Source organism: Pseudomonas sp. NFACC04-2 (assembly GCF_900119265.1).
Classification (GTDB): Bacteria; Pseudomonadota; Gammaproteobacteria; order Pseudomonadales; family Pseudomonadaceae; genus Aquipseudomonas; species Aquipseudomonas fluorescens_AA.
Window position 1 is genome coordinate 104,096 of record NZ_FPJC01000013.1, and the last position, 26,518, is coordinate 130,613.

Annotated in this window: 24 protein-coding genes; 9 read left to right on the plus strand and 15 right to left on the minus strand. The window is 62.0% G+C overall.

Annotation, left to right across the window (positions count from 1 at the left end):
* Positions 1-155 precede the first annotated feature (155 nt).
* The 8 genes from BT125_RS28940 to BT125_RS18255 form a co-directional block, all read right to left on the minus strand.
* Entirely contained in the window at positions 156-1,238 is a 1,083-nt protein-coding gene (locus BT125_RS28940) for a scabin-related ADP-ribosyltransferase (protein WP_139271752.1), read from the minus strand.
* 522 nt (positions 1,239-1,760) lie between these two features.
* Entirely contained in the window at positions 1,761-3,476 is a 1,716-nt protein-coding gene (gene nagE, locus BT125_RS18225; RefSeq protein WP_072408989.1) for an N-acetylglucosamine-specific PTS transporter subunit IIBC, read from the minus strand.
* A 33-nt stretch (positions 3,477-3,509) separates the two neighbouring features.
* Positions 3,510-6,023, minus strand: coding sequence for a phosphoenolpyruvate--protein phosphotransferase (gene ptsP / locus BT125_RS18230; RefSeq protein ID WP_072408992.1), 2,514 nt, complete (start codon positions 6,021-6,023; stop codon positions 3,510-3,512).
* Positions 6,024-6,064: 41 nt separating this feature from the next.
* Entirely contained in the window at positions 6,065-7,087 is a 1,023-nt protein-coding gene (locus BT125_RS18235) for an SIS domain-containing protein (protein WP_139271753.1), read from the minus strand.
* On the minus strand, positions 7,068-8,174 hold the full coding sequence (gene nagA, locus BT125_RS18240; RefSeq protein ID WP_072408996.1) for an N-acetylglucosamine-6-phosphate deacetylase: 1,107 nt from the start codon (positions 8,172-8,174) through the stop codon (positions 7,068-7,070). The genes BT125_RS18235 and nagA overlap by 20 nt, the downstream gene beginning before the upstream one ends.
* Before the next feature lie 17 nt (positions 8,175-8,191).
* A complete protein-coding gene (locus BT125_RS18245; protein ID WP_072408998.1) occupies positions 8,192-8,923 on the minus strand; it encodes a GntR family transcriptional regulator in 732 nt (243 codons plus the stop codon).
* Between the two features lie 459 nt (positions 8,924-9,382).
* A complete protein-coding gene (locus BT125_RS18250) occupies positions 9,383-9,889 on the minus strand; it encodes a L,D-transpeptidase family protein (RefSeq protein WP_072409000.1) in 507 nt (168 codons plus the stop codon).
* A 40-nt stretch (positions 9,890-9,929) separates the two neighbouring features.
* Entirely contained in the window at positions 9,930-10,481 is a 552-nt protein-coding gene (locus tag BT125_RS18255) for an NUDIX hydrolase (protein WP_053186956.1), read from the minus strand.
* Positions 10,482-10,626: 145 nt separating this feature from the next.
* Between BT125_RS18255 and BT125_RS18260 the strand changes: the two genes are divergently transcribed.
* From BT125_RS18260 to BT125_RS18270, 3 genes are read left to right on the plus strand one after another with little or no spacing between them, the layout of a single operon-like run.
* Positions 10,627-11,226, plus strand: coding sequence for a CoA pyrophosphatase (locus tag BT125_RS18260; RefSeq protein ID WP_072409002.1), 600 nt, complete (start codon positions 10,627-10,629; stop codon positions 11,224-11,226).
* A 16-nt stretch (positions 11,227-11,242) separates the two neighbouring features.
* Positions 11,243-11,767, plus strand: coding sequence for a gamma carbonic anhydrase family protein (locus BT125_RS18265; RefSeq protein WP_072409004.1), 525 nt, complete (start codon positions 11,243-11,245; stop codon positions 11,765-11,767).
* The gene (locus BT125_RS18270; RefSeq protein WP_024619283.1) at positions 11,764-11,973 is read left to right on the plus strand and encodes a DUF1289 domain-containing protein; all 210 of its coding nucleotides are present in this window, start codon (positions 11,764-11,766) and stop codon (positions 11,971-11,973) included. The genes BT125_RS18265 and BT125_RS18270 overlap by 4 nt, the downstream gene beginning before the upstream one ends.
* A 118-nt stretch (positions 11,974-12,091) precedes the next feature.
* On the opposite strand, the gene BT125_RS18275 is transcribed toward BT125_RS18270, so the two are convergent.
* Together BT125_RS18275 and BT125_RS18280 are read right to left on the minus strand one after the other, a co-directional pair.
* Entirely contained in the window at positions 12,092-12,754 is a 663-nt protein-coding gene (locus BT125_RS18275; RefSeq protein WP_072409006.1) for a Pr6Pr family membrane protein, read from the minus strand.
* 6 nt (positions 12,755-12,760) lie between these two features.
* Positions 12,761-12,991, minus strand: coding sequence for a VF530 family protein (locus BT125_RS18280; protein ID WP_003205228.1), 231 nt, complete (start codon positions 12,989-12,991; stop codon positions 12,761-12,763).
* A gap of 496 nt (positions 12,992-13,487) precedes the next feature.
* On the opposite strand from BT125_RS18280, the gene BT125_RS18290 reads away from it, so the two are divergent.
* Complete coding sequence (locus BT125_RS18290) at positions 13,488-15,902, plus strand: glucose/quinate/shikimate family membrane-bound PQQ-dependent dehydrogenase (protein ID WP_072409010.1); 2,415 nt, start codon at positions 13,488-13,490, stop codon at positions 15,900-15,902.
* A gap of 266 nt (positions 15,903-16,168) precedes the next feature.
* On the opposite strand, the gene purT is transcribed toward BT125_RS18290, so the two are convergent.
* The 4 genes from purT to BT125_RS18310 all read right to left on the minus strand — a co-directional run bounded on the left by purT (position 16,169) and on the right by BT125_RS18310 (position 19,448).
* Entirely contained in the window at positions 16,169-17,350 is a 1,182-nt protein-coding gene (purT, locus tag BT125_RS18295) for a formate-dependent phosphoribosylglycinamide formyltransferase (protein ID WP_072409012.1), read from the minus strand.
* 100 nt (positions 17,351-17,450) lie between these two features.
* Positions 17,451-17,918 (minus strand): preQ0 transporter, encoded by a 468-nt coding sequence (locus tag BT125_RS18300; protein ID WP_072409014.1) that lies wholly within the window; start codon positions 17,916-17,918, stop codon positions 17,451-17,453.
* A 170-nt stretch (positions 17,919-18,088) separates the two neighbouring features.
* Positions 18,089-18,874 (minus strand): siderophore-interacting protein, encoded by a 786-nt coding sequence (locus tag BT125_RS18305; protein ID WP_072409016.1) that lies wholly within the window; start codon positions 18,872-18,874, stop codon positions 18,089-18,091.
* Positions 18,867-19,448: a PadR family transcriptional regulator gene (locus BT125_RS18310; protein ID WP_072409017.1), complete on the minus strand. Its 582-nt coding sequence runs from the start codon at positions 19,446-19,448 to the stop codon at positions 18,867-18,869. Before BT125_RS18310 ends, BT125_RS18305 begins: the two co-directional genes overlap by 8 nt.
* A 421-nt stretch (positions 19,449-19,869) precedes the next feature.
* Here BT125_RS18310 and BT125_RS18315 point away from each other — a divergent pair, with 421 nt between their 5' ends.
* The gene (locus tag BT125_RS18315) at positions 19,870-20,355 is read left to right on the plus strand and encodes a CS1 type fimbrial major subunit (RefSeq protein ID WP_072409019.1); all 486 of its coding nucleotides are present in this window, start codon (positions 19,870-19,872) and stop codon (positions 20,353-20,355) included.
* Positions 20,356-20,480: 125 nt separating this feature from the next.
* Positions 20,481-23,015 carry a CS1-pili formation C-terminal domain-containing protein gene (locus tag BT125_RS18320; protein WP_072409020.1) on the plus strand — a complete coding sequence of 845 codons (2,535 nt, stop codon included), beginning with the start codon at positions 20,481-20,483 and terminating at the stop codon, positions 23,013-23,015.
* Positions 23,016-23,058: 43 nt separating this feature from the next.
* Here BT125_RS18320 and BT125_RS29700 read toward each other — a convergent pair whose 3' ends face one another.
* Entirely contained in the window at positions 23,059-23,304 is a 246-nt protein-coding gene (locus tag BT125_RS29700; RefSeq protein WP_256573794.1) for a hypothetical protein, read from the minus strand.
* Between BT125_RS29700 and BT125_RS18325 the strand changes: the two genes are divergently transcribed.
* The 3 genes from BT125_RS18325 to BT125_RS18335 are packed head-to-tail and all read left to right on the plus strand — an operon-like array spanning position 23,219 to position 26,505.
* The gene (locus BT125_RS18325; RefSeq protein ID WP_256573792.1) at positions 23,219-24,409 is read left to right on the plus strand and encodes a hypothetical protein; all 1,191 of its coding nucleotides are present in this window, start codon (positions 23,219-23,221) and stop codon (positions 24,407-24,409) included. The two genes, BT125_RS29700 and BT125_RS18325, sit on opposite strands and share 86 nt — an antisense overlap.
* Before the next feature lie 60 nt (positions 24,410-24,469).
* Complete coding sequence (locus BT125_RS30055; RefSeq protein ID WP_072409024.1) at positions 24,470-25,702, plus strand: hypothetical protein; 1,233 nt, start codon at positions 24,470-24,472, stop codon at positions 25,700-25,702.
* 59 nt (positions 25,703-25,761) lie between these two features.
* A complete protein-coding gene (locus BT125_RS18335; protein WP_072409026.1) occupies positions 25,762-26,505 on the plus strand; it encodes a pilus assembly protein in 744 nt (247 codons plus the stop codon).
* Positions 26,506-26,518 lie beyond the last annotated feature (13 nt).

Consider the following 26,518-nt stretch of genomic DNA (forward strand, 5'->3'; position numbering starts at 1 on the left):
GAGCGAGCCTCCAGGGACCGAAAATATGTGCTCGACGCCAATGAACTGTGGGAGTGGGCTTGCCCGCGAAGGCGTCGGGTCAGCTTGCATTGATGTTGGATGTACTGGCCTCTTCGCGAGCAAGCCCGCTCCCACAGGGGCTCTACCTAGCCCGTCTATTGATGCCGGTTTTCGAGCCGGCAAGCTTCTTTTTCAATGCCGATGCACTCGACCGGTTCGCTCACACCTTTCTCAAACCGGCGAGCATTAATCAATAGCCCGCCCTTGATACCGCCGATGAATGCGAAGGCGCCTGGACGGTTGCCGGTGTACTCCCCTGACAGATCCACCGCCACGCTGTTGGGCCTGACCTCATACACCCAGCCACCGTTTGCCGCTTCCGTGACCGCCCAGATCTTGGCGTCGCTATAGTCATGAAACGCCACGATGACCGATTGAACGGAAGGAGACTCCGGGCTGCTCGCCCAACGCAAGACCGGTGGTTGCGAGTTTCTTGCCCGTAACCCACTGGCCAGTGCGTCCGCCCCTTGCACAGGGTTGATCCTCGAGGAGCCTACCGCCCAGAGGGATTCTTTGTTCGTCACCCAGGCCAGGCCTTCTGGCGGGGTGATCTTGCTCAAATCGATGGGCGTCGCTGCGACTTCCAGCATCGTCTCGTCACCGGAGGGTTCGCGGTAACCCGGGTTGGCGATGCAATCGGTCAGGTCGGTTTTCTTGCAGGCCTGCTTGATGAAGTGCCCTTTGACCCCGCCGGGGTAGCTGATCTCTTCCTCGCCGATAATAGGTCCCCCCGATTCCTGTTGGTCGATGCCATGGGGGGCCTTGAATTCGAATACCCATTCGTTGGCGAAGCTCTGGGCGATACGCTGGCTACGCGTCGTACTGCTGTAGACCGAGCGCTGGGCCCCGGCCCCATGCTTGAACCAGTCGTACATCCAGGTATCTTCGGGAAAAGTCACGGATTTGGGTAGCAAGCCGTCCTGGAAGGCCTCAAGGCCTTGATTGGTGGTGTCTCCCCGATAGAGCGTGTCCAGGTCGGTCCGCCAGCGCAATAAGGGTTGGGTCTTGCGGATATCCACGCTGGGATCCGCCGTGACCTGGAGCCAGGCCTGGTACCAAGGTTCATCCTTCTGTGCCGAGTCCTGGGTCGTTGCCCACGCATTGGGGCTCGCTTGCCAGGTACTTGGCAATACCATGGCGACAGTCGCCGCCCGTATAAACCCGCTGCTTCTACTCATGATGTGGACACCTCACCTGAAACGAGGATGTCAATCGAATCACATACTTCATTACGACCTATTCTTCGAATTGACAGTTTAATTATCGATTGCGCAGTGCGAAGGCGACGCTGGGGTGTGCCTCGGTACACTGCGTAAGTGTGAGAGTAGATGACTGTGCTGGGCTGTAAGAACCTACTTTGTAACAGGATTCGCAGTTGGGTACGGGCGCGAATATCAGGTTGTCTTTGTTGACTGTTACTGGTCTGAATTATTTGTTATCTGTTGTTTATGACAGTAGCGAGGACTTGGTCGATGACCTTTAATCGAGGGTTTTGTCGAGGGATCGCGCTAGATAACTTTTCGGTTGGGTACAGATTCGGGCTTGATGCAATAAGTACCGGCCTCATCGCGAGCAAGCTCGCTCCCACACGAGGCAGGTGTCGATCACAGTTTTGTGAATAACACCCAACCACTGTGGGAGCGAGCTTGCTCGCGATCAATCGAAAGAAGAATACAAAAATCCCGGTAGAATACGGGGTGCTAGGCCCCTGCATCGACCTTGCGGTCATGCGTCAAGCCATCCAACGCCTGCCATAACCTCGGTGCCTTTTCCCCCAGCAGCAGGTGCCAGACGCCACCCTCCAACGGGCTTATGCCCTGACACCCCAACCCTTTGAGCCGGCTTTCCGACAAGCCCTTGTCATCGGCCAGCCGCACCCGTAGCCGGCTCGTCGCCACGCACTCGAGTTGCAGGACATTGTCCTGGCCTCCGAGGGCGTCCAGCCATTGTTGCGCTTCGGTGCTGGAAAGGGCGGCAGGTGTGGTCGGTGCAGGGACATTCGGCACCGGCGCGGTGATCGGGCGAATGGAGGAGGGCACCGCCAGGCGGATTTCATCGGCAATGCTGTCGGCCATCGGCCCCACCACCACCTGCAGGCTCCCGCCGTTACCGGGGCGTACCACGGCCATGGCGCCGAGGGCCTTGAGCTGGGCGTCGGACGCCTTGTTGCGATCCACCATGTCCAGCCGCAAGCGCGTGGTGCAGGCACCGATGGTGATCAGGTTGTCGGCGCCGCCCAATGCCTGGATGTAGGCCGCTGCCCGCTGGTTTTCGGCGATGGCCGGTTTATCGCCTGCCGGCACCTCTTCACGCCCCGGGGTCTTGAGGTCGAAGCGGCGGATGCAGAAGTCGAACACCAGGTAATAGATTGCCGCATAGGCCAGGCCCACCGGGACGACCAACCAGCCGTTGGTGGATTTGCCCCAGCCCAGGACCATGTCGATGAAGCCGCCGGAGAAGGTAAAGCCCAGGTGAATGTCCAGCAGATTGGTTACTGCCATCGATACACCGGTGAGCAGCGCATGGGCCAGGAACAACAGGGGCGCGAGGAACATGAAGGCGAACTCGATCGGCTCGGTGACACCGGTCAGAAACGAGGTCAGCGCCATGGACAGCAGGATCCCACCCATGACCTTGCGCCGCTGGGGCAAGGCATTGCGGTACATCGCCAGGCACGCGGCGGGCAGGCCGAAGAGCATCACCGGGAACATGCCGGTCATGAATTGGCCGCCCTTGGGGTCGCCGGCGAAATAACGGCTCAGGTCACCGGTGACCACCGCACCGGTGGCGGGGTCGGTGAAACTGCCGAAGATGAACCAGGCCATGTTATTGAGGATGTGGTGCAGGCCGGTGACGATCAGCAATCGATTGAACACCCCGAACACGAAGGCGCCGAAACTGCCGCTTTCCATCAGCAAGGCGCCGAAACCGTTGATACCCTGCTGGATCGGCGGCCAGATAAGGCCGAACACCACGCCCAGCCCGACGGCGCTGAAGCCGGTGACAATCGGCACGAAGCGCCGACCACCAAAGAACGCCAGGTATTCCGGCAGCTTGATGTCCTTGAAGCGGTTATACAGCGCCCCCGCCAGCAGGCCGCTGATGATCCCGGCGAGCATGCCCATATTGATGCTGGCATCGAGCACCTTCAGGGTGGCGATCATCACCAGGTAGCCGATGGCCCCGGCCAACCCCGCCGTACCGTTGTTGTCCCGGGCGAAGCCCACGGCGATACCGATGGCGAAGATCATCGCCAGGTTGGCGAAAATCGCCTGGCCGGCGTCGTGGATGATGGCGATGTTCAACAGGTCGGTGTCGCCCAGGCGCAGCAACAGGCCGGCGATGGGCAGGATCGCGATGGGCAGCATCAGTGCCCGGCCGAGGCGTTGCAGCCCTTCGATGAAATGCTGGTACATGGCGTCTCTCCCTTTATTGTTCTTCGACGTGGCTCAGCCCAGGGGCCAGTGTTGATGGCAGGCACGGCGTACCGCGAGTGCGCTGCCCAGGTTCAGCAGTTCGCTGCTCAAGCGAGCGCACTGCGCGGCGTCGAGGTGGCGCACGCGGTCCTTGATTTCGCCGATCTGCGGCGGGCTGACCGACAGTTCGCGTACACCCAGGCCGATCAGTACGGGCGTGGCCAACGGGTCCGAGGCCAGGGCCCCGCACACGCCGACCCAACGCCCATGCTTGGCGGCACCGGCGCAGGTCTGGGCGATCAGCCGCAGCAGTGCCGGATGCAGGGCATCGACCCGGGCGGCGAGGCCGGCGTGGTCGCGGTCCATGGCCAGGGTGTATTGCGACAGGTCATTGGTGCCAATGGAGAGGAAATCCGCATGTTCGGCCAATTGCTCGGCCAGCAACGCGGCGGCCGGCACTTCGATCATTACCCCCAATTGCGGGCGTTCGCCCAGGCCCAGTTCGGTGCCAAGGGCATCGAGGCGTTGGCGGATGTGCAGCAGTTCGTCGACTTCGGTGACCATGGGCAACAGGATCCGGCAGCGGTCCAGCGGACGGGTTTGCAGCAAGGCGCGCAGTTGCTGGTCGAGCAGATCTGGTCGCACCTGGGCCAGGCGAATGCCCCGCAGGCCCAGTACAGGGTTGGCTTCGCTCGGCAGCGGCAGGTAGTCCAGTTGCTTGTCGCCGCCCACGTCGATGGTGCGAATGATCACCGGCCTGTCGCCCATGGCATCGAGTACGGCTTGATAGGCCTGGCGCTGCTCTTCTTCGTCAGGAGCGGTGTGGCGGTCGACGAAGAGAAATTCGGTGCGCAACAAGCCAACGCCATCGGCACCGTTGGCCAAGCCTGCGCCGGCTTCGGCGCTGGAGGCCACGTTAGCGGCGACTTCAACCTCCACGCCATCGACGGTTCGCGCCGGCGTGTGGGCGAGGGTCTGTTGTTGGGCGCGCAGGGCCGTGCGTCGGCTCTGTGCTTGCTGCACCTGCGCCAGGCGCTCCGCGGTTGGCATGAGTTCGAGGCGGCCACCGTCTGCGTCCAGCACCACCGATTGCCCTGGTGCCTGTGCAAGCAGTGCTTCGCCCAGCGCCACCAGGCACGGCAGGCCTTTGCCTCGGGCCAGGATCGCCACATGGGACGTTGCGCCGCCCTCGACCATGCACACACCGGCCACGCCTTGGGCGCTGAGTTGCAGCAGGTCCGACGGGGTCAGCTCCTGGGCGGCGACGATGGCGTCCGCCGCGACGTCGAATTGCCAGGCTCCACCGAGCAACGCCCGCAGGACCCGTTGGCGCAAGTCACGCAAGTCGTTGGCGCGCTCGGCCAGCAGCGTGCTGCCCAATTGTTGCAGGACCTGGCATTGGGCGTCGATGGAACGGCTCCAGGCGTGGGGCGCGGCACTGCCTTGTTCGATGAAGAGGCCGGCGGCATCCAGCAGTACCGGGTCTTCCAGCAGCGCCAGGTGAGCACTGAAGATCGCCTCTTCATCGCGGTGCTGCCTGGCCCGGGCGTGCTCCAGCGTGAGGTGGATCTCGCTACGGACCTGGGCTAGAGCTTCATTCAGGCGTTGTCGCTGGTCTTCGATGACATGGCCGCCGATGTCTTCCGGCAATTGAATGCCATTCAACCGAACCAGCGGCCCAGTCACCAGGCCGGGCGCGGCACATACGCCGTGCAACACGCCCGCTTCGGCATTAGCCCGTGGGGGGGCGGGCGGTGGCGCGCTGGCATGGGCCTCTTCCACCAGGGCTGTGGATAAGGTCGCCAGCAAGGCTTGCAGCGCCGCCTCGGCATCGCAGCCCCGGCAACTGACGTGCACGTGCGCCTGTTCGGTGATGGCCAGCCCCATCATGCCCATGACGCTGTCGCAGGAGGCCGACTTGCCGCCGAAATGCAGCTGCGAGCGGCTCTTGAAGCCTTGCGCGGTCTGGCGCACTAGGGCCGCAGGGCGGGCGTGAAGACCGCCGCGATGGGCGATGCGGACCTGGCCGAACACTTCAATGCCACCGTCCTGTTCGTGATGTTCCGCCTGACCGCCGGTCTTGGCGAGGATGTGCAACAGCGGGTCGCCGACCTTCACCCCTTTGAGCGTGATGGGGCGTGCCTGGAAATGCTCGCCGTTGGTGATGACCAGCAGGCTGACCAGGCTTTTGCAGCGCAGCGCCACTTTATCCACGTCATAACGCAGCAGCGGCTGGCCATGGCTGACCCGTGCACCTTCCTTGACCAGCATGGAAAACCCGTCGCCTTGCAGCTCGACCGTATCCAGACCCAGGTGCAGCAGCAGTTCGGCGCCATTGTCGGCCCGCAGGGTCACGGCGTGGCCGGTGCGGGCGACGTGGATCACGTCAGCGTCGCACGGCGCGTAGAGGGTGTCGTTCAGCGGGTCGATGGCGATCCCATCGCCCATGGCGCCGCTGGCGAACACCGCGTCCGGGACGTTGGCGAGGGTGAGCACCGGGCCGCTGAGGGGGGCGCTGAGGATCAGCTCTTTATTGTTATTGGGCATGGGCTCGCTCTCTTCAGGCTCTTGTTTGAAAAGCAGTCGGATCAGTGTGTACGGGTGACCTTGCTCAGGTGCCGTGGCTGGTCCGGGTCCAGGCCTCGGGCCACGGCCAGGCTCGCGGCCATCGCGTAGAAGCTCTGGATCGCCAGGATCGGGTCCAGGGCCGGGTGTTCGGCGCGGCTCAAGGTCAGGTCGCGTTCGACAATGTCATCAGGTGCCGCCAGCAGGACCCGGGCACCGCGCTGGCGCATGTCCGCGGCCAGGCTCAATACGCCGGCCTGTTCGGCACCGCGCGGGGCGAACACCAGCAGCGGGTAGTCATGGTCGATCAGCGCCATGGGCCCATGACGAACTTCGGCACTGCTGAAGGCTTCGGCCTGGATCGCCGAGGTTTCCTTGAACTTGAGCGCTGCTTCCTGGGCAATGGCGAACCCGGCGCCCCGGCCGATCACCATCAACCGTTGACAGTCACGCAAGGCGTCGACAGCGCTGTGCCAGTCCTGGCGGGCGGCCTCGCGCAGGCCCTCGGGCAGGGCGCCGCCGGCTTCGAGCAATTCGGCGTCAGCTTTCCAGTGGGCCACCAGCCGCGCACTGGCGCTGAGGGTGGCGATGAAACTCTTGGTCGCGGCGACGCTGCTCTCGACGCCAGCACACAGCGGCACGCTGAATTCACAAGCTGCCTCCAGAGGCGAGTCGGTGGCGTTGACCAGCGCCACGCTCAAGGCGCCACGCTTGCGCAACAGGCGCAGGCTGTTCACCAGGTCCGGGCTCTGTCCCGACTGGGAAAACCCGAACACCACCTGGCCGCTGACCTTCAGCGGCGCCTGTTGCATGGTCACCACCGACATCGGCAGCGAAGCCACCGGGATGCCCAGCTGCTGCATGGCCAGGTAAGCGAAATAGCTGGCGGCGTGATCGGAGCTGCCGCGGGCGACGGTCATTGCCACTTGCGGTGGCTGGCGGCGCAGGCGTCCGGCGATTTCCTCGAGGGCCGGGTCCAGTCGCTGCAACTGGCGCTCGACCGCTTCATGGGAGGCCAGCGCCTCTTCAAGCATTTTGGAAGTCAATGGCTTCTCCTTCGACCATCACGTCGGTCAGGGTCAGGGAACGGTCAAGGCGTACGCAGTCGGCCCAGGCGCCGGGCTGCAGGCGACCGCGCTCGGGCAGGCCGAGGTAGTCGGCGGGAAACTGGGACAGACGCTGGGAGGCTTCGGCGATGGGCAGGCCGATTTTCACCAGGTTGCGCAGGGCCTGGTCCATGGTCAGGGTGCTGCCGGCCAGGGTGCCATCGGCCAGGCGCACCCCGCCCAGGCACTTGGTCACGGTGTGGCTGCCCAGCTTGTATTCGCCATCGGGCATGCCGGCGGCGGCGGTGGAGTCGGTGACGCAGTACAGGCATGGGATCGCCCGCAGGGCCACGCGCATGGCGCCGGGATGCACGTGGAGCAAGTCGGGGATCAGCTCGGCATATTGCGCATGGGCCAGGGCCGCGCCGACGATCCCCGGTTCGCGGTGATGCAACGGGCTCATGGCGTTGTACAGGTGGGTGAAACTGCTGGCCCCGGCGGCCAACGCCGCGACGCCTTCTTCGTAGCTGCCTAAGGTATGGCCGATCTGCATGCGCACGCCCCGGGCGCTGAGGGCGCGGATCAAGGCATCGTGACCGGCGATTTCCGGGGCGATGGTAATCACCCGGATCGGCGCCAGCGCCAGGTAGCTCTCCACCTCGGCCAGCAGCGCGGTGTGGGCGAAATTCGGTTGCGCGCCCAGTTTTCCAGGGTTGATGTAAGGGCCTTCCAAGTGCACGCCCAGGACTCGGGCGCTGCCGTTCGGGCGTTGTTCACAGAACCCGCCGAGGGCCTGCAGCACGCTGGCGATTTCTTCGCTGGGCGCGGTCATGGTCGTGGCCAGCAGCGCGGTGGTGCCGAAACGCACATGGGTACGGGCGATGGTTTCGAACGCCGGAGCGCCTTGCATGATGTCCTTGCCGCCACCGCCATGGACGTGCAGGTCGATGAAACCGGGCAGCAGGTAGGGCAGGTCGTTGCTGGCCGGATCGCAAGGCTGGCCTTCGATGGACACGACCTTGCCGTGTGCATGGATCAGGCGGCCGCGAACCCAGCCATTGGCGGTGAGGATATTGTCTTCGGACATGGGGACTCTCTAGTCGTCTAGCGCCGCAGCTCTGCGACAAAGTCGTAGTAGTCGTTGCGGCAATAGGTGTCGGTGACTTCGATGGGGGTGTTGTCTTCCAGGTAGCCGACCCGGGTCATCAGCAACATCGCGGTGCCGGGGGCGATGCCCACCAGGGCGGCGAATTCGTCCGAGGCATTGATGGCCTGGATGTGTTGCAAGGCGCGCACCACCGGCTTGCCGATGCCGTCGAGAAATGCGTAGAGGGAATCGCCCACGGCCTGTGGCTTTGGAATGATCGAGGCGGGCAGGGTGCTCATCTCGATGGCCATGACCGTGTCATCGGCTTTGCGCAAGCGCTTGAGCCGCGCGACCTTGTCGGTGGGCGACAGGCCCAGGCGGATCAGTTCTTCGTGGGTGGGCGGGGTGATGTCCCGCTCCAGCCATTGGGAACCGGGCACAAACCCCTTGAGCCGCAGCATCTCGCTGAAGCCGCTCAGGCGTGACAGCGGCTGTTCCAGGCGCGGGGTAATGAACGTTCCCGAGCCCTGGTTGCGGCGAATCAAGCCTTGTTCGAACAGCACCTCCAAGGCCTTGCGCGCGGTGACCCGGGAAATGCCCAGTTGCTCGCTCAAGCTGCGCTCGGACGGCATCGCCTGCTCGGCTTTCCACTGGCCGGCATGAATCGCTGCCTCCAGGTTGCGCGCCAATTGCAGGTACAGCGGCGTGGGTTGGGTGTCGTCAGGGCGCAGGGCCAGGATGTCGTTCATATCGGTGTCCGATGCGGTTGTTGAGTTGTTGTCGCTCGGTAAGTGGGAGGGAAGCTAATACCACTTGAATACCATGTCAACGCCGATTTCCTGGGTTCTAGAGGCGTTTTTAGAGGGTTCTATCGGGGTGGGATTGAAGTGGTATTAGGGGGAGGGGATTCGAACGCAAAGATCTTCAGTTGCGACAACGCCTGCCGGATGAACTGGTATTCATCTGTAGGCAATTTCTGAAGATGGGATTTTTTGATTTTATTTTTCGATGCTGACGGGCGGTCGTCCGAGGCTACCCGGGCTGACGCGCTGTTGTGGCGAGGGAGCTTGCTCCCGCTAGGGCGCGAAGCGGCCTCAAAACCTGACAACCCGGTGTGTCAGGAAAGTTGAGTTGCCTGCTTTGGGGCTGCTGCGCAGCCCAGCGGGGATAAATCCCCTCGCCACAGATAAATCCCCTCACCACAAGGGCTACGGACGAATTTCGATCATCGTGCCATCCGGCACCAGGTTCCAGACTTCGCGCATGTCCACGTTGCGCATGGCGATGCAGCCATCAGTCCAGTCCAGCGTATGGAACAGCTGTTCAGGGTTTTCTTCCGAATCAGGCGTGCCGTGGATCATGATCATGCCCCCCGGTTCCACGCCTTCGCGCCGGGCGCGGGCGGCGTCGCTGATGTTGGGGTAGGAAATGTGCATCGACAGGTAAAACCGGTCACTGGTCTTGCGCCAGTCGATCCAGTAGAAACCCTCGGGGGTGCGCTTGTCGCCCTCGATCAGCTTGGGACCTTTCTTGGCGCCCTTGCCCAGGGAAATGCGATAGGTCTTGAGTGGCTTGCCGTCGTTGATCAATTGCAATTGATGGGCGGACTTGAGCACCAGCACTTTTTCGATGACCTTGCCGTTGTAGGTTCCCACCGCGGCGGCCTGGGACACAGCGGTGAACGACAAGCAGAACAGGACAAGCAACCAGCGCATTGAAACGATATCCCTAGAGGTGTTTCGACTGTATGGGTTTTCAGGTGTTGGCCGGCTGAGCCAGCGGCGGGATCGATTCGGATCGCACCGGGTAATCCTCGGCCCGGCGGTCGGCATAGAAATATTCCAGGGTGCGGCCTACCGTACGGAAAGCCAGCTCGTCCCAGGGAATGTCCGCTTCTTCGAACAACTTCACTTCCAGGCTCTCGGGCCCGGCGGCGAAATCCTCGTCCACCAGTTCGGCGCGGAAGAATACATGTACCTGGCTGATATGCGGTACGTCAATCAGCGTATAGATGCTCAAGTTTCGCACCCGGGCGCAAGCTTCTTCGGCGGTTTCCCGTACGGCGGCCTGTTCGATGGTCTCGCCGTTCTCCATGAAACCTGCCGGAAGGGTCCAGTAACCGCGCCGCGGCTCGATGGCACGCCGGCACAACAGGACTTTGCTACCCCAGGTCGGTACGCAACCGGCCACGATGTTGGGGTTCTGATAATGGATGGCGTGGCAGGTGTCGCAGACAAAGCGCAGGCGCGAGTCGCCTTCGGGTATGCGCTGGGTCACCGGGTTACCGCACTGGCTGCAGAATTTCATGCTTGGGTTCCTGAATGCTGCGCCTATCTTGGCGTGCGCGGCAGGTGTCGGCAAGTTGTCGTTTCGCGACACGACGCGGTGCGGGGGTTGGGCCGCTTGAATGATTGGTGCATGATGCAAGGTAGCGAATAAATCGAGAAGTCTCATGCTGGACGAGCTACTGCATCGAGTAAGCAACCACACCCCACGCGACCTGCAGGCCGACCGACGTTTCCCTGAAGCCGCGGTACTGGTGCCGATCACCCGCAGTGACGAACCGGAACTGGTACTGACCCTGCGCGCCAGCGGGCTATCGACCCATGGCGGCGAAGTGGCGTTTCCCGGCGGGCGTCGCGACCCGGAAGATCCGGATCTGATCTTCACCGCCCTGCGCGAAGCCGAGGAAGAAATCGGCCTGCCCCCCGGCCTGGTGGAAGTGATCGGCCCCCTCAGCCCGTTGATCTCGCTGCACGGCATCAAGGTCACGCCGTATGTCGGGGTGATTCCGGACTACGTCGAATACCAGGCCAACGATGCCGAGATCGCGGCGGTATTCAGCGTGCCACTGGAGTTCTTCCGCAAGGATCCGCGCGAGCACACGCACCGGATCGATTACCAGGGCCGCAGTTGGTATGTGCCCAGCTATCGGTTTGGCGAGTACAAGATCTGGGGGCTGACGGCGATCATGATCGTCGAACTGGTCAACCTGCTGTACGACGCCGAGATCGACCTGCACACCCCGCCAAAGAGTTTCATCAATACCTGATGCCCCGAGGACTCCCATGAAATACCGCCTGGGCGATGCCCGTGTCGACACCCACCCACAAAGCTGGGTCGCGCCCAACGCCACGCTGGTGGGCAAGGTCCGCCTCGAAGAGGGCGCCAATGTCTGGTTCAACGCGGTGCTGCGCGGCGATAACGAGCTGATCCTGATCGGCAAGGACAGCAATGTGCAGGACGGCACGGTGATGCACACCGACATGGGTTATCCACTGACCATCGGCACTGGCGTGACCATCGGCCACAATGCGATGCTCCATGGCTGTACGGTGGGCGACTACAGCCTCATCGGCATCAACGCAGTGATCCTCAACGGCGCGAAGATCGGCAAGCACTGCATCATCGGCGCGAATTCGCTGATCGGCGAAAACAAAGAGATTCCCGACGGCTCGCTGGTGATGGGCTCGCCCGGCAAGGTGGTGCGTGAATTGACCGAAGCCCAGAAGAATATGCTCGTGGCCAGCGCGGCGCACTATGTGCACAATTCCCAGCGCTATGCCCGCGACCTGGCCGAGCAGGAACCATGAGCGCCCCTGAACGCCCGGTGCCGTCGCCCTGCGTGAACATCTGCGCGCTGGACGATGACGATATCTGCACCGGCTGCCAGCGCACTGTGGCGGAAATCACTCGGTGGAGCCGGATGGACAACGACGAACGGCGCGGGGTCTTGGCGTTGTGTCATGAACGGGCCAAGGCCAGTGGGTTGGTGTGGATGTTGCCGGCCAGGCGGTGATGTCGGAGATGGAACACAACCCCTTGTGGGAGCGAGCTTGCTCGCGACAGCGGTGGTCAGCGCCAGGCACTGTTGAATGTGCCTGCGCCATCGCGAGCAAGCTCGCTCCCACAGGGGATCATGGTGTTTCCTTGAGTCCCACCCACCGATCCAACCCCACCACCCCCAACGCAATCCCGACAAATCCCGCCAGTATCCCTCCGGCATTGATGAACACCTGTGGATAACCCAGGCTCGCCACGTCGATGAAAGGGTAGGGGTAGGCCGCCAGTAAATCCCCCCGCAGCAGGAGATAGGCGAAATAGACCAAGGGGTAAATCATCCACAGCCCGATGTGGCCCAGGCGCAAGCGGCCTTTGGGCACCCAGCGCCACCAATAGGCGATGTAGAGCAAGGGCACCACGTCATGCAGTAATTCGTCGGCCACGAACTGCCAGCCTTCGGGTTGCCAGAGGTGGCGCAGCAGCAGGTTGTAGGCCAGGCTGACCAGGGCGATGCTCACGGCGACGCCGCTGCGTACGCTGGGCTGCAGGAACCAGCGGCGGGCCGGGGCTGGGCGAGGGGTCAGCTCCCAGGTCAGGACCACCGCCACCCACAGGTTGGTCAGCACCGTGAAGAAACTGAAGAAACTCACCAACCCGCCCAGCAGGCTCGCCCCCAGTTCCCAGCGACCCAGCAGGATCAGATACAGCTGGATGCCCAACCCCGCCCAGGCCAGCAGCGCCGTTACCGACACGAAGCGCTGGCGCAGGGTGAGGCCCGTACCTCTATCAATCCCCACGACGGCTCAGACCGGCCGTTTGGTGCGCATCAACTTGATGTACAGGCGCTCGACTTTCTCCCGCGCCCATGGCGTCTTGCGCAAGAAGGTCAGGCTCGACTTGATGCTCGGGTCGCTCTTGAAGCAACGGATATCGATGCGCTCGGCCAGCCCCGACCATTCGTAGTGCTGCACCAGGGCGTTGAGGATCTGCTCCAGCGTCACGCCGTGCAGCGGGTTGTTGTTGGGTTCGGTCATGGGAGGTCTTCGCGCAAAAAAGGGTAAAGCCGCGCACCTTAGCCGAGGTGCCCTTGTGGTGGAAGCATAGCGTTCGTCGTGAGGCTCCAGGGCCAGGCGTACTGTTACCAAATCCGAGATGATCCATGTCAACAAAAGCCCTTTCTCAATCCGTAACAGAACATTATCCTTGCGCCGCTTGCTGAAACGTTTCTTTTGTTATGCCCAAGCCTCTGCGTCCAGCTCATTCCCGCTGAAAGATCTGATGAATGCTCAATGTCATGACCCTGAAAGACAGCGCTGTCTCGGCGAACGCCTGTGGGAGCGAGCTTGCTCGCGATAACGATTGCACATTCAACCTTGAAGCCGACTGACACGCCGCTATCGCGAGCAAGCTCGCTCCCACAGGGGGTGGGGCAGCCAATTTGCTTTTTCAACTGAACCATGCCCCTTCAAGATCGTCATCTACAGTGACTACTTGCGCGGGCCTCCTTAAAACATCACGGAGAATCACACTATGAGCACTGAGGGTGCTTTGAGTCGAAGCCGTCTGCTTCCGAGCCTGCTCGGCATTCTGCTTCTATTGATGGGCCTGGCCCTGCTGGCCGGGGGAGTCAAGCTGAGCACGCTGGGCGGCTCGTGGTATTACCTGCTGGCCGGTATCGGCCTGGCGCTGACCGGCGTGCTGCTGATCATGGCCCGCCGCGCGGCCCTGGGCTTGTACGCACTGGTGCTGTTCGCCAGCACCGTGTGGGCGCTGTGGGAAGTCGGCCTGGACTGGTGGCAACTGGTGCCGCGCCTGGCGATGCTGTTTGCCCTGGGCATCGTCATGTTGCTGCCGTGGTTCCGTCGCCCGCTGTTGACCGCCGATGCCTCGGCCATGGGCACCCGTGCATTGGGCGCCGCCGTGGTCATCGCCGGTATCGCCGCGCTCGCCAGCCAGTTCACCAACCCGGGTGAGATCAAGGGCCAACTGGACCGCGACAGCGTGCCAGGCATGACCAACACCGCACCGGCCATGCCGGACGGCGACTGGAACTCCTACGGGCGCAGCGCCCACGGCGACCGCTATTCGCCGCTGGCGCAGATCACCCCCGAGAACGTCAGCAAGCTGAAAGAAGCCTGGACCTACCGCACCGGCGACCTGCCAGGGCCGAACGACCCGGGGGAAACCACCGCCGAAAACACCCCGCTGAAGGTCAACGGCATGCTTTACGTGTGCACGCCTCACAGCCAGGTGATTGCCCTGGAGCCTGAAACTGGCAAGGAAATCTGGCGTTTCGATCCGAAGCTTTCCACGCAAAAAGCGGAAAACTTCAAGGGTTGGGCCCACATGACCTGCCGTGGCGTGACCTACCACGATGACGCGGTGTACGCCTCCGCCGAACAGAGCCCCACCGGCACCGCCAGCACCACACCGCCCAGCACCGTCTGCCCGCGGCGGATCTTCCTGCCCACCGCCGACACCCGCCTGATCGCCCTCAACGCCGACACCGGCAAGATGTGCGAAGACTTCGGCGACAAGGGCCAGGTCGACCTGTCCGCCAACATCGGCGGCTTCACGGCCGGCGGTTACTACTCCACCTCGCCACCGGCGGTCACCCAGAACTTGGTGGTGATCGGCGGCCACGTCACCGACAACGTCTCCACCGACGAACCAAGCGGTGTGATCCGTGCCTACGACGTGCACACCGGCAAGCTGGTATGGAACTGGGACAGCGGCAACCCGGACGACACCACGCCGATTGCCGAAGGCCAGACCTACACCCGCAACTCGCCGAACATGTGGTCCATGTTCAGCGTCGATGAAAAACTCGGCATGCTTTACCTGCCGATGGGCAACCAGACCCCCGACCAGTTCGGTGGCATGCGTACCCCGGAGTCGGAAAAATACGCCGCCGGCCTGACCGCCCTGGACATCGCCACCGGCAAGGTGCGCTGGTACTTTCAGTTCACCCACCACGACCTGTGGGACATGGACGTCGGCGGTCAACCGACGCTGATGGACATGAAGACCGCCGATGGCGTGAAACCCGCCGTCCTGGCGTCGACCAAGCAGGGCAGCATCTACGTGCTGGACCGCAGCAACGGTCAGCCGATCGTGCCGATCAAGGAAATCCCAGTGCCGCAAGGCGCGGTGGAGGGCGACCACACTTCGCCGACCCAACCGATGTCCGACCTGAACTTCGTGCCGCCGGTCCTCAAGGAACGCGACATGTGGGGCGTGACCCCGTTTGACCAGATGTTGTGCCGGATCGACTTCAAGTCGCTGCGCTATGACGGCATGTTCACCCCACCGTCGCTGCAAGGCTCGATCGTCTACCCGGGCAACTTCGGTGTATTCGACTGGGGCGGCATTTCGGTGGACCCGGTGCGCCAGATCGCTTTCGTCAACCCGAGCTACATGGCATTCAAGTCGAAGCTGGTGCCAGCGGCTGAAGTGGCCGGTGGTCCGGGTCGCAAGAGCGAAACCGAAGGCGTGCAGCCGAACAAGGGCGCGCCGTATGGCGTGATCCTCGAAGCGCTGCTCTCGCCGATGGGCCTGCCTTGCCAAGCGCCTGCATGGGGTTATGTCGCGGCGGTGGACCTGACCAACAACAAGACCCTGTGGAAACACAAGAACGGTACCGTGCGCGACAGCTCGCCAGTACCGATCCCGCTGAGCATGGGTGTTCCGAGCCTGGGTGGTACGTTCACTACTGGCAGCGGCCTGGCATTCCTCAGCGGTACGCTGGACCAGTACCTGCGCGCGTATGACGTGAAAAACGGCAAGCAGCTGTGGGAAGGCCGGCTGCCCGCCGGTGCCCAGACCACGCCGATGACCTACACCGGCAAGGACGGCAAGCAATACGTGCTGGTTGTCGCCGGCGGCCATGGCTCCCTGGGGACCAAGCAGGGTGATTATGTGATTGCCTACAAGCTGCCGGATTAAGTCCAACCGACGCTCATGAAAAAGGCGACACCTTGGCGGGTGTCGCCTTTTTTTGTGCCGATGTCAGTCAGGTTAGGCTGCACCCGGCTTTTGTGGCGAGGGGATTTATCCCCGCTGGGCTGCGCAGCAGCCCTAAAACCTGACAACTCGGTGGATCAGAAAGATTGAGGTGACTGCTTTGGGGGGCTGCTTCGCAGCCCAGCGGGGATAAATCCCCCGCCACAGATAAATCCCCTCAACACAGGGGGACTGTATCCCGCCCAGTTTTACAACTCGATCTTCACCGCCTGGGAAGCCCGGGTAGCCTTGGCACGGGCCGCTTCGATGGACTCGTCGCGCGCCAGGGCCACGCCCAGGCGGCGTTGGCCGTTGACTTCCGGTTTGCCGAACAGGCGCAGCGCGGTATCCGGTTCGCTCAGGGCGGCGCCCAGGTTGGTGAATGCGGTCTGGGTCGAGTGGCCTTCCACCAGGATCACCGACGACGCCGACGGGCCGAACTGGCGGATCAGCGGGATCGGCAGGCCAAGGATGGCGCGGGCGTGCAGGGCGAATTGCGACAGGTCCTGGGAAATCAGCGTCACCAGGCCGGTGTCGTGGGGGCGTGGCGAGACTTCGCTGAACCACACCTGGTCACCCTTGATGAACAGCTCGACGCCAAACAGGCCACGACCACCCAGGGCCTCGGTCACGGCCTTGGCCACGCGCTCGGATTCAGTCAGGGCCGCCGGGCTCATGGCTTGGGGCTGCCAGGACTCCTGGTAGTCGCCTTTTTCCTGACGGTGACCGACCGGTGCGCAGAAGGTGGTGCCGCCCACGTGACGCACAGTGAGCAGGGTGATTTCATAGTCGAAATCGATAAAGCCTTCGATGATCACCCGGCCCTTGCCGGCGCGGCCACCTTCCTGGGCGTAGTCCCAGGCTTTCTGCACGTCATCGCTGCCGCGCAGCAGGCTCTGGCCCTTGCCCGAGGAACTCATCACCGGCTTGACCACGCAGGGGAAGCCCAGGGTTTCCACGGCCTTGCGGTAGTCTTCGACAGTGTCGGCGAAGAAGTACGGCGAAGTCGGCAGGCCCAACTCTTCGGCGGCCAGGCGACGGATGCCTTCACGGTTCATGGTCAGTTGCGCGGCGCGAGCGGTGGGGATCACGGTGAAGCCTTCGGCTTCCAGTTCCACTAGGGTCGCAGTGGCGATGGCTTCGATTTCCGGCACGATGAAGTGCGGCTTCTCGGCTTCGATCACCGCACGCAGGGCGGCGCCGTCGAGCATGTTGATCACATGACTGCGGTGGGCCACTTGCATGGCCGGCGCGTTGGCATAGCGATCCACGGCAATCACCTCGACGCCCAGGCGCTGCAGCTCGATTACCACTTCCTTGCCCAGCTCACCGCTGCCACACAACAAAACGCGGGTCGCGGTGGGCGACAATGGGGTTCCGATACGGGTCATCTGAAGGTCCTCAAACAGGAGCGGATCATCGGGGCGCGCGCCGGGCGAGCTTCCCATGGGGAGAAAGCGCGGCATTTTACATGAACCGCAGGGTTTGGCTTCAGGTGGCGACGGTTTGCTTGCGCAAACGCCAGGCCATGATCAGCCAGACAGCCGTGACACCGGCGAATTTCGAGGCCAGGGCGGTGATCACCACGCCCGGCGTCAGGGCATCGATCAGGCCGAAGAAAATGAAGGTGTCGAGGGGAATGCTCAGTGCCGAACTGATCCACAGCCGATCATGGAGCGGGCGTTTGGTGATGGTGAACACCAGCCAGTCGATGCACTCGGATACGGCGAATGCCGTGGCGCTGGCCAGGGCGATGGTCGGGTCCGAAGTGACGTAGGACAACACCAGCGCCGCCAGCATTGCCACGATGGCGCCATGGCCGAAACGGGTCTGCACCATGTCCCGCAGGATAAACACCAGCCCGCCCCAGGCCGACCAGATGATGTCCAGGTGCGGCGCGGCGGAAAACGCGAAGTTGATCAGCACGACGCTGGCGATGTAGGCGAGGAGAAAGAGCATGGGGCGGAGTCTCTGGTGGGATGTTGGTAAAGCGCTCAAGGAAAACGATAGCCCTTATGGTAAGGGCCATTTATCTGTGGAGAGGTACTTATCTGTGGCGAGGGGATTTATCCCCTCGCCACAGGGGGCTGTGTTGTTTAGAGGGACAGGGTAGTCCAGCCGCCAGTCTCTCAATCCTCCTCACTACCCTCCGCCTTCCAATACCCCACCGCCTTCACAAAATCCTGGTCCAACCCTTTCTCTTCCAGCAACACCTTGCGAATCTGCCGCGACACCTTGCTCTCGGTCGCGACCCAGGCGTACAGCTTGCCGCCAGGCATTTCCAGCTGTTGCACGGTTCGCAGCAGGTTGTCCTGGCGGCCTTCGCGCAGCACCCAGATCACATGGACCTGCGCCGGGCTCTGGAGGATCTGCTGTTCGGCGCCGTTTTCCACTTCCACCACCACCAGGGCCCGTCGGTTCGGCGCCAGGCCTTCGAGGCGGCGGGCGATGGCGGGCAGGGCGGTTTCGTCGCCGACCAGCAGGTAGCTGTCGAAGATGTCCGGCACGATCATCGAGCCCCGGGGGCCGGCGATATTGAGGTATTGCCCGGGTGCGGCCTGGGCCGCCCAGGTCGAGGCCGGGCCGTCGCCGTGGAGCACGAAATCGATGTCCAGCTCCAGGGTGTCCAGGTCATAGCGGCGTGGCGTGTAGTCGCGCATCTCGGGCATCGGGCCCTGGGCCTTGCCCGCGCTGGGGTTGAAGTTATCCAGGGCGGCCTGTTCCTCGGCGTTCTGCGGGAACAGCAATTTCACATGGTCGTCGGTGCCCAGGCTGACGAACCCGGCCAGTTCCGGCCCGCCGACGGTGATGCGGCGCATGCGTGGGGTCAGGTCCACCACCCGCAACACTTGCAGGCGGCGACGCTTGATCTCGTGGCTGACGCGGTGAATGGTGCTTGGATCGTGTTCAGTCATTGCTTGACTCCGAAACAGAGGGACGGGCAGGGCCGTCGACGATGGCTTTGACGGTGTCGTTGAGCAGGCCGCTCACCCGCAGGATTTCTTCCGGGCTCCAGCGGCCTTGATGCATCTGTAGCGCATCACGCAGGTGACCCACCGCCTCGTGGATCTCGGCAGGCCGATCCTGGTCACGCAGGGTGCGCTTGCCGGTTTCGATGCGCATCCGCACGCCGTCCAGCGCTTCAGCCTGGTCTCGAAGGAATAGACGTCCGACATCGGTCGCGCTGTAACACTTTTTTCCAGCCTTGGCGTCGCCGCTGATCATCTTACCCATTTCAAGGTGGGTCAGGGTCGGGTAGATCACGCCGGGGCTGGGGCTGTAGGCCCCGTCGAACATGGACTCGATCTGCCGAATCAGCTCGTAGCCGTGACAAGGTTTCTCGGCAATCAGGGCCAGCAACAGCAATTTCAAGTCGCCGGCGGCGAAAACCCTTGGGCCGCGACTGCCGCGCTCGCGACCGGGCGGACGTCGTTCGAAGCCATCCTGACGACCCTGCTCATGAGTGGAAGGGGAATAAAGGACTGTCATGTATTTGCTCTCTGTTCCGCATAAATAGAACCGAGATATATCTTTGACTTCAGATATATCTTCGCTTATATAGATATATCTTGAGATGAAGATATATCTTCGTTGGGTCCTACAAGAAGTGAAGTATGACCTTACCTCAATCCCTTAAGTTTGCGGGGCGAAACCGGGTGGATGTCAGGAAGTATTAACTGTAACTAGTAGGAGTGTGGGAATGCTCTTACATTAAAAGTTACGTTTTATCGAAAATTGCGTATTTTTCCTTGTGTTGCATGTTCGCTTTACTACAAGTCTATGCGAACTTTCCTGCTTATTTTTAATTAAAGAGCGACGATCATGCACCGGCGTTGAAGGGGTACGCCAAGCTGTATTTGGCCTGCAACTTCAGCCCTTCCCTCTTTATTGCTATGAACAGGTGTTAACAATGCTCATGAAAATCGTAACCGCAGCTTCCCTGACCGCCGCGGCCCTGAGTTCTTCGCTGGCGTTCGCTCTCGATGATGCGCGTTCCTCCATCCACATCACGGCGAATATTCCGACCCAGCAGTTCCACGTGCAGCCACGTGACGCGAACTGGGGTAAGGATGAAACCATGACCTACAACACCGTCAGCGGGACCTTGACGTCGCTGCGCCAAACCTACGACGTGAAGAACACCGAGGGTTCGGTTAACGCCTACATCGAAGGCGGCCCGGCCGCGCTGTACAACGGCAGCGATGCCATCGCCCTGACCACCGCTTTCAACGGTGTCACCCTGACCGCCATCCCCCAGGAAGTGGTGGACGACGCCACCTCCACGCCAGGCACCCAGGCTGACATGACCATCAGCCCGGCCAAGCCTCTGGCTACCCAGAACGGCCTGTACACCGCTGACATGACCGTCATCTTCGACGCCGTGCCGCGCCCGTAATGCCCTCTGCCGCCCGGTGAGTTCCACCTCGTCCCGGGCAGCGCGACAGGCCTGCCGGCGCTCCCCAGCCGGCCGGCCTGTACCTGGAATGCCTTGATAGCTCGCTGATAATGAGAGTCCCGTTGATGTTTTCGATGACACCCATCGCAGGTGCGCTCGCGCTATTGTTGTGCGCCAATGCATTGGCCGCGCCAACTGCACCCGGTACCACACCCACGAGCCTGTTGTCCCAGGCCAAGGGGTTGCCGGCGGAGTTTGAAGCCCACTTCTTCGATGTGCCGCTCGCGGTTCGTATTGAACTCAATCAACAGTATCTCGGCGAGGCCATGGTGGTCTTGACGCGAGATGATCGTATTACTTTGCTCGAATTCACCGACACCCAGGAAAGTTCGATCAAGGCTGTCGAACGCGAGCAATGGGAACAACGCCTGAAGCAGGGCATCGCACTCGGCGCCTGTGAGACCAATTGCTCGGCGGGGTTGCTGGCCGTGCATTACAGTCTCGAGAATTCCTTGGTGTCGATCCTGACCCAGGACGTCGAGCGCTCGACCGAGCCCCGGCGTTTTTACGACCAGCCCAAAGAGGGCAGCCTCGGTCTTATCTTCAGTAACCAACTCAATCTCAATGGTGGCCAGGAACAGGACACGGGGGGACGCTACGGCCTCAACGCCAGTTCCAGCGTGGGCAACTGGAGCCAGTCCCTGGACCTTCAGCTCTCGCGCCTTGGCGGGCCGGACGACAAGATTTACCACGCCGTCCACGAGCTCTATACCCAACGGGAGTTGGAAGAACAATTTTTCCGCCTGGGTTATTTCACGCCCAGCTCCGATGGCCTGAACCGTCAGATCCGTTCGTTCGGCGCCAACCCGGACACCGCGCTGGGGGTGATGTTCGGCAGTTCCGACAGCCTGGTCGTCGATAATCCCAAGCCCAGCGTCTACCCCATTTATGTCACCGCCAGCCGCCAGGCGTCGGTGGAGATTTATCGCAGTGGCCTGCTGATCAACACCCAGGCCGTCAGCGCTGGCTTGCAGAGCCTGGACACCCGACCATTGCCCGGTGGCATCTACGAAGTGGAAGTCCGGCTGATCGAGGACGGGCAAACCACCGCCACCAGTCAGGAACTGGTCTACAAACCCAGCAATTGGAGCAGCACCGAAGATCGCTGGCGCTACAACCTGTTCGCCGGCCGGGAAACCCGGTTGTGGAGCAACTGGGACGATCAGCCCTCGGGCTTCACCACGGCGGGCCTCGGCGTCAATTACCTGCTGCACCCGCGGGTGATCCTGGGGGGCTCCATGCGCCAGGTGCAGGACAAACTGCAAGTGGGCACTTCGGTGGACTGGACGCTGGCCAGCAGTACCAGCCTGTACGCCAATGTCTACCAGACCGAACAGTACGGCAATGGCATGGACTTGCAGGGCATGTACAGCTACGGCAATGGCAGCGTCGTGGCCAGCCACAACCGCAGTTGGCTGGACACCCGCAACACCTACGAGACCCTGCCGGACGGCACCCGTATCCGCCAGCGCAACGTGTACGTCGGCCACACCAGCAACTCGTCGCTGTCGGTCAATCATCGCTTGAGCAACAAGACGTCCATCAACGGGCGGCTGGCCTACAGCGAAGGCAATGTCCAGGGCACGGGCCTGGACCTGGGCTGGACCCAGCGCGCCAAGCTGCGTGGCAGCGATGCCAACTGGCGGTTGTCGGTGTTCGACCGCCCTGGCTCTTCGAGTACCAACGACCGGCGTAATCGCGGCGTGGACCTGAGCCTCAGCGTGGCCTTGGGCGGCCCGGGCGAATACTGGTCGGGCAGCATCGGCACCCGCACCTCCCGCGAGGGCGACCGGGACAACAATGCCTCGCTGACCTATCGCCGCGACCTCCAGGACCACGTGTTGCAAAGCGTCTCCGCCACGGCACTGGCCGATACCTATGGCGTGGGCCTGTCCGGCCTTGCCAGCTTCAGTACCGACTCGCTCTACGGCGATGGCTTCATCCAGCGCTCGTCCTACAACGACAACCTTACCGGCGGCCTGAACCTCAGCAGCACGGTGGCCGTGGGCGGCCGCAAAGCCGCCTTCACCGGCGTGCCGCAAGGTCGCGGCGCCGGGATGATCGTCGACGTGGAGACCGACCTGGACAACATCGTCCTGCGCGCCGACGACCTGACTGGCGGCAGCACCACGTTGCACCCGGGTCGTAACTTCGTGCCGATCACCGCCTACAAAAACAGCATGGTCACCTTCGACTTCGAGGGCGTCCATCCGCCGGCGGCGAGCATCGAGCCGGCACGCACTCGCTATCACCTGAACAAGGGCGGCGTGGACTACCGCAAGGTCAGCGTGATGAAAACCGTGACCGTGCTCGGCCGCCTGCTGGACGAACAGGGCCAGCCGCTCAAGGGCCATCACGTGATCAACCACGCCAGCCGCGGCGTCAGCGAGGCGGACGGGTTCTTCTCCATGGAGATGAATGCCGCGTCCCCGACCCTGGAAGTGCGCTACGGCAACGAGTTGTTCTGCCGCTTCCGCCTCGACCCGGAAACCGCCACCGAGGAAGGCGACGTGTTGATGATCGGCGACCTGCGCTGCACCCCGGACAGTTTGGCTGACAGCTCGCTGGCTGCGGCTGACCCGGCGAAGCAGCGTTCATGAGCTGTGGGAGCAAGGCTTGCCCGCGATGAACGATAACACCAACTCACCAGGAGACCGGGGCGCCTGCATCGCGGGCAAGCCTTGCTCCCACGGTGAGGTTTTTCTCCAACTTGCAGGGATTCGCATTGATGTATGAGGTTGTATAGATGAAACCTTTTTCGGTAGCCGTGCGCAGCGTGGTTTCGGTGTTGTTGTTTGCTTGCGTGCCGGTGGCCAATGCTGTGAGCCGGGACATCAGTGCGGTGTTCAGGCCTGATGCTTCGAAACCCCAAGAAAATACTTTTCGCAATACCACTCCGGTCAGTGGTTATTGCGCGACTTATCCGCATCAGTGCGAGCTGGCCAAGATGTTCAGCATTCGGTTACCCCTAACCTCTAATTCGATCGGTCCTATTCAGGCCGATCATGGAAGCGCTCGCCAGGGGGCGATGTTCAAAGTCCCCGCAAACTGGCGTCCAGCGCAGATCACTCACACCGCAACGGGCGAAACGGAACTCGTTGAAGTGCGCTTTTCCGGTATCGGCTCCAGATATCGAATTCCTGCGGGCGTCGTGAACGTGGTAGGTGGCGGTGTAAGTATCCTTGATGCCCATAAACGCTTATGGAGAGGTTCTTCCTGGGTAAATGTCCCCGCGCCTTGTCAATACAGCGGCGTTGGGGCCTACACCGCTATTGATTACGAGTTTTTCTGGAAGGCTCCGGTAGAAGAGGTGTGTGCCAAGACGGCTCTTTATTCGATCCCTGCCATGAGCTACACCCATGTGGACTTTGCCTACGAACTGCGCACGCCTAACCCTTTGAAGATGTCATCCGGCCAATACACGGGCACGTTGACCTACACCGTTGGGCCGGGCCAGGACGTCGATCTGGGCGACGTCATGATCCCTAATGATTCGGTGCTCACCCTCAACTTCAAACTCGACGTCGAACACACCCTCAAGGTCGAAGTCCCCCCCGGCGGCAACCGCGTGGAACTGGTGCCCCAGGACGGCTGGCAAGCCTGGCTCAACAGCGGTCGTAAACCGGTGCGGTTGTTCCGCGACCAGCGCTTCCATATCTCCGCCTCTTCCCGTTTCAAGATGGGGCTCGAATGCCAGCACATCAGCGGCAATACCTGCGCGATCACCGAGACCGGCAGCGGCCACGCCGTGCCGGTGGACGTCAGCGTGACCCTGCCGGATGGCTTGACGGACGCCAGTGGACAACCGGTCAACCGTCGCCGGCTGTTGCGCGATGGCAGTGGCACCGAGTTGTTCCAGCCGGGCTTATATGTCGACCGCAGGCCGGGAATGCTGCACTTCGAGGTCGGCCGTAGCAGCGTCGAAGAGATGCTGGACGGCGGCGCCACGCGCTATAGCGGCGATGTCACGGTGATCTGGGATTCGGAAGTTTAAGGGCATGGATTGTCCAGCCTGAGGCGAAAGGACGGTGAGGTATCGATGAAACATTTACCGATGGCAGTGCGTAGGGTGGTTTCAGTGGCGTTGTTGGCGTGCGCCTCGACGGCCAGTGCCGCCAACAAGGATATCACCGCAGTCTACAGGCCGGATCCTTCGAAGCCCAATGACAACACCTTCCTCAACACTACGCCACCCTCGGGGTATTGCCAGCTTTATGCAGCGCTCTGTGAAAGGGAGAAAATCTACAGTGTGCAATTCCTGCTCAAGGCCCACTCGAACGCACCTATCCAGCCGGGACACAGCGACTCGCGACAGGGGGCGATGTTCCATATGCCTGCCACTTGGCGTCCTGCGCTGGTGACTCATACGGGGACCGGTGAAACGGAAATCGTCCAAGTACGCATAGCCGGCATAGGCACGTACTACCAGCTCCCTGTCAGCGTAATCGACCTGGTCGGTGGCGGCGTGGATATGTCAACCGCCCATTCGAAGCTTTGGGGCGGCTCTTCCTGGAGGTATGCCCCTTCGCCCTGTCAATCCTCGGGTCACTCGGGTCTCAATACCCTCGTCTACATATTCTTCTGGAAGACTCCGGTCGAAGGGGTGTGTGCCAAAAGGGCCAGTTACCTGATTCCCAGCATGACTTATCACGGCTTGAACTTTGCCTATGAGCTGCGCACACCCAATCCATTGAGAATGTCGACCGGTCAATACATCGGTTCTGTGTCCTATGGCGTTGGCCCGGGACAGGACCTGGACATGGGCGACGTCATGATCCCCGATGACTCGGTGCTCACACTCAATTTCAAACTGGATGTGGAGCATGCCCTCAAGGTGGACGTGCCCCCCGGTGGCAACCGCGTCGAACTGGTACCCCAGGAGGGCTGGCAAGCCTGGTTGAGCAACGGTAGCAAGCCGACACGGCTGTTTCGCGACCAGCGCTTCCATATCTCCGCGTCCTCGCGTTTCAAGATGGCAATCGAATGCCAAACCATCAGCGCCAATACCTGCGCGATTTCCGAGACTGCCACCGGTCATGCCGTGCCGGTGAACGTCAGCGTGACCCTGCCCGAGGGTTTGACGGATGCCGCAGGGCAACCGGTCGCCCGTCGCCCGTTGTTGCGTGACGGCACTGGCACCGAATTGTTCCAGCCCAATTTCTACGTCGACCGCCGGCCCGGGATGCTGCACTTCGAAGTGGCCCAAGGCAGCGTCGAAGAGATGCTCGACAGTGGCGCCAAGGCCTACAGCGGCAACGTCACCGTGGTCTGGGATTCGGAAGTTTGAACGGCCGGTCGGCCAGGATTTTTAGTGAGTTGCGTTAAATGCATGAGGTTGGAAAAGCGATGAAACATCTATTGGCATGGGTTGGACTCTATCTGTTTTGCGGCGTGGCCCAGGCCGGTCCGCAAATCGGCGTCGGGGTGGTCTACGACTACCTGGACGGCAACAAGACCACCTACATGAAGCGGATCTTCAACGGCGGCACGTCCACGGCGTTCGTCAAGGTCAACATTCTGGAGATTATCTATAACGAGGACGGCAGCTACCAGGAAGTGCCGCTGCAGAACCAGGCCAGTGCCCAGGCCAAGGACGGGTTGATGGCCAGCCCGGCGCGGCTGATCGTGCCGGCCAACGGGGTGCAGGGCACGCGCTTGCTGTTCATGGGCAACCGCGACAAGGAACGGTACTTCCGCGTGCGCTTCGTGCCGGTGGTGCCGGAGGCCGAAGACGAGTTCGCCATCAGCAAGGAGGAGCGCGAGGAATACAAGAAGGAGCGCATCGGGGCGGGGGTCAAGGTACTGGCGGGCTACGGCACGGTGTTCTTCGTACGGCCCAAGGACACTCGCTTCGAGACCGTGATCGATGACAGCGCCAATCGCTACCAGATACGCAATAACGGCAACAGCGTACTGGTGATCGATGAGTTCAAGGACTGCGAAGCGAAGAAAGAGAACGAGTGCCGGCCGACCACCAAGCACCACATCATGGCCGGCCGGACGTTCTCGTTCGACAAGGAGGCGGGGCGCGAATATCGCTTCACGCTGATCGAAGGCAGCGAGCAGAAAAACGTCGAGATCAAAGGTTGACGGTCGCCGTCGC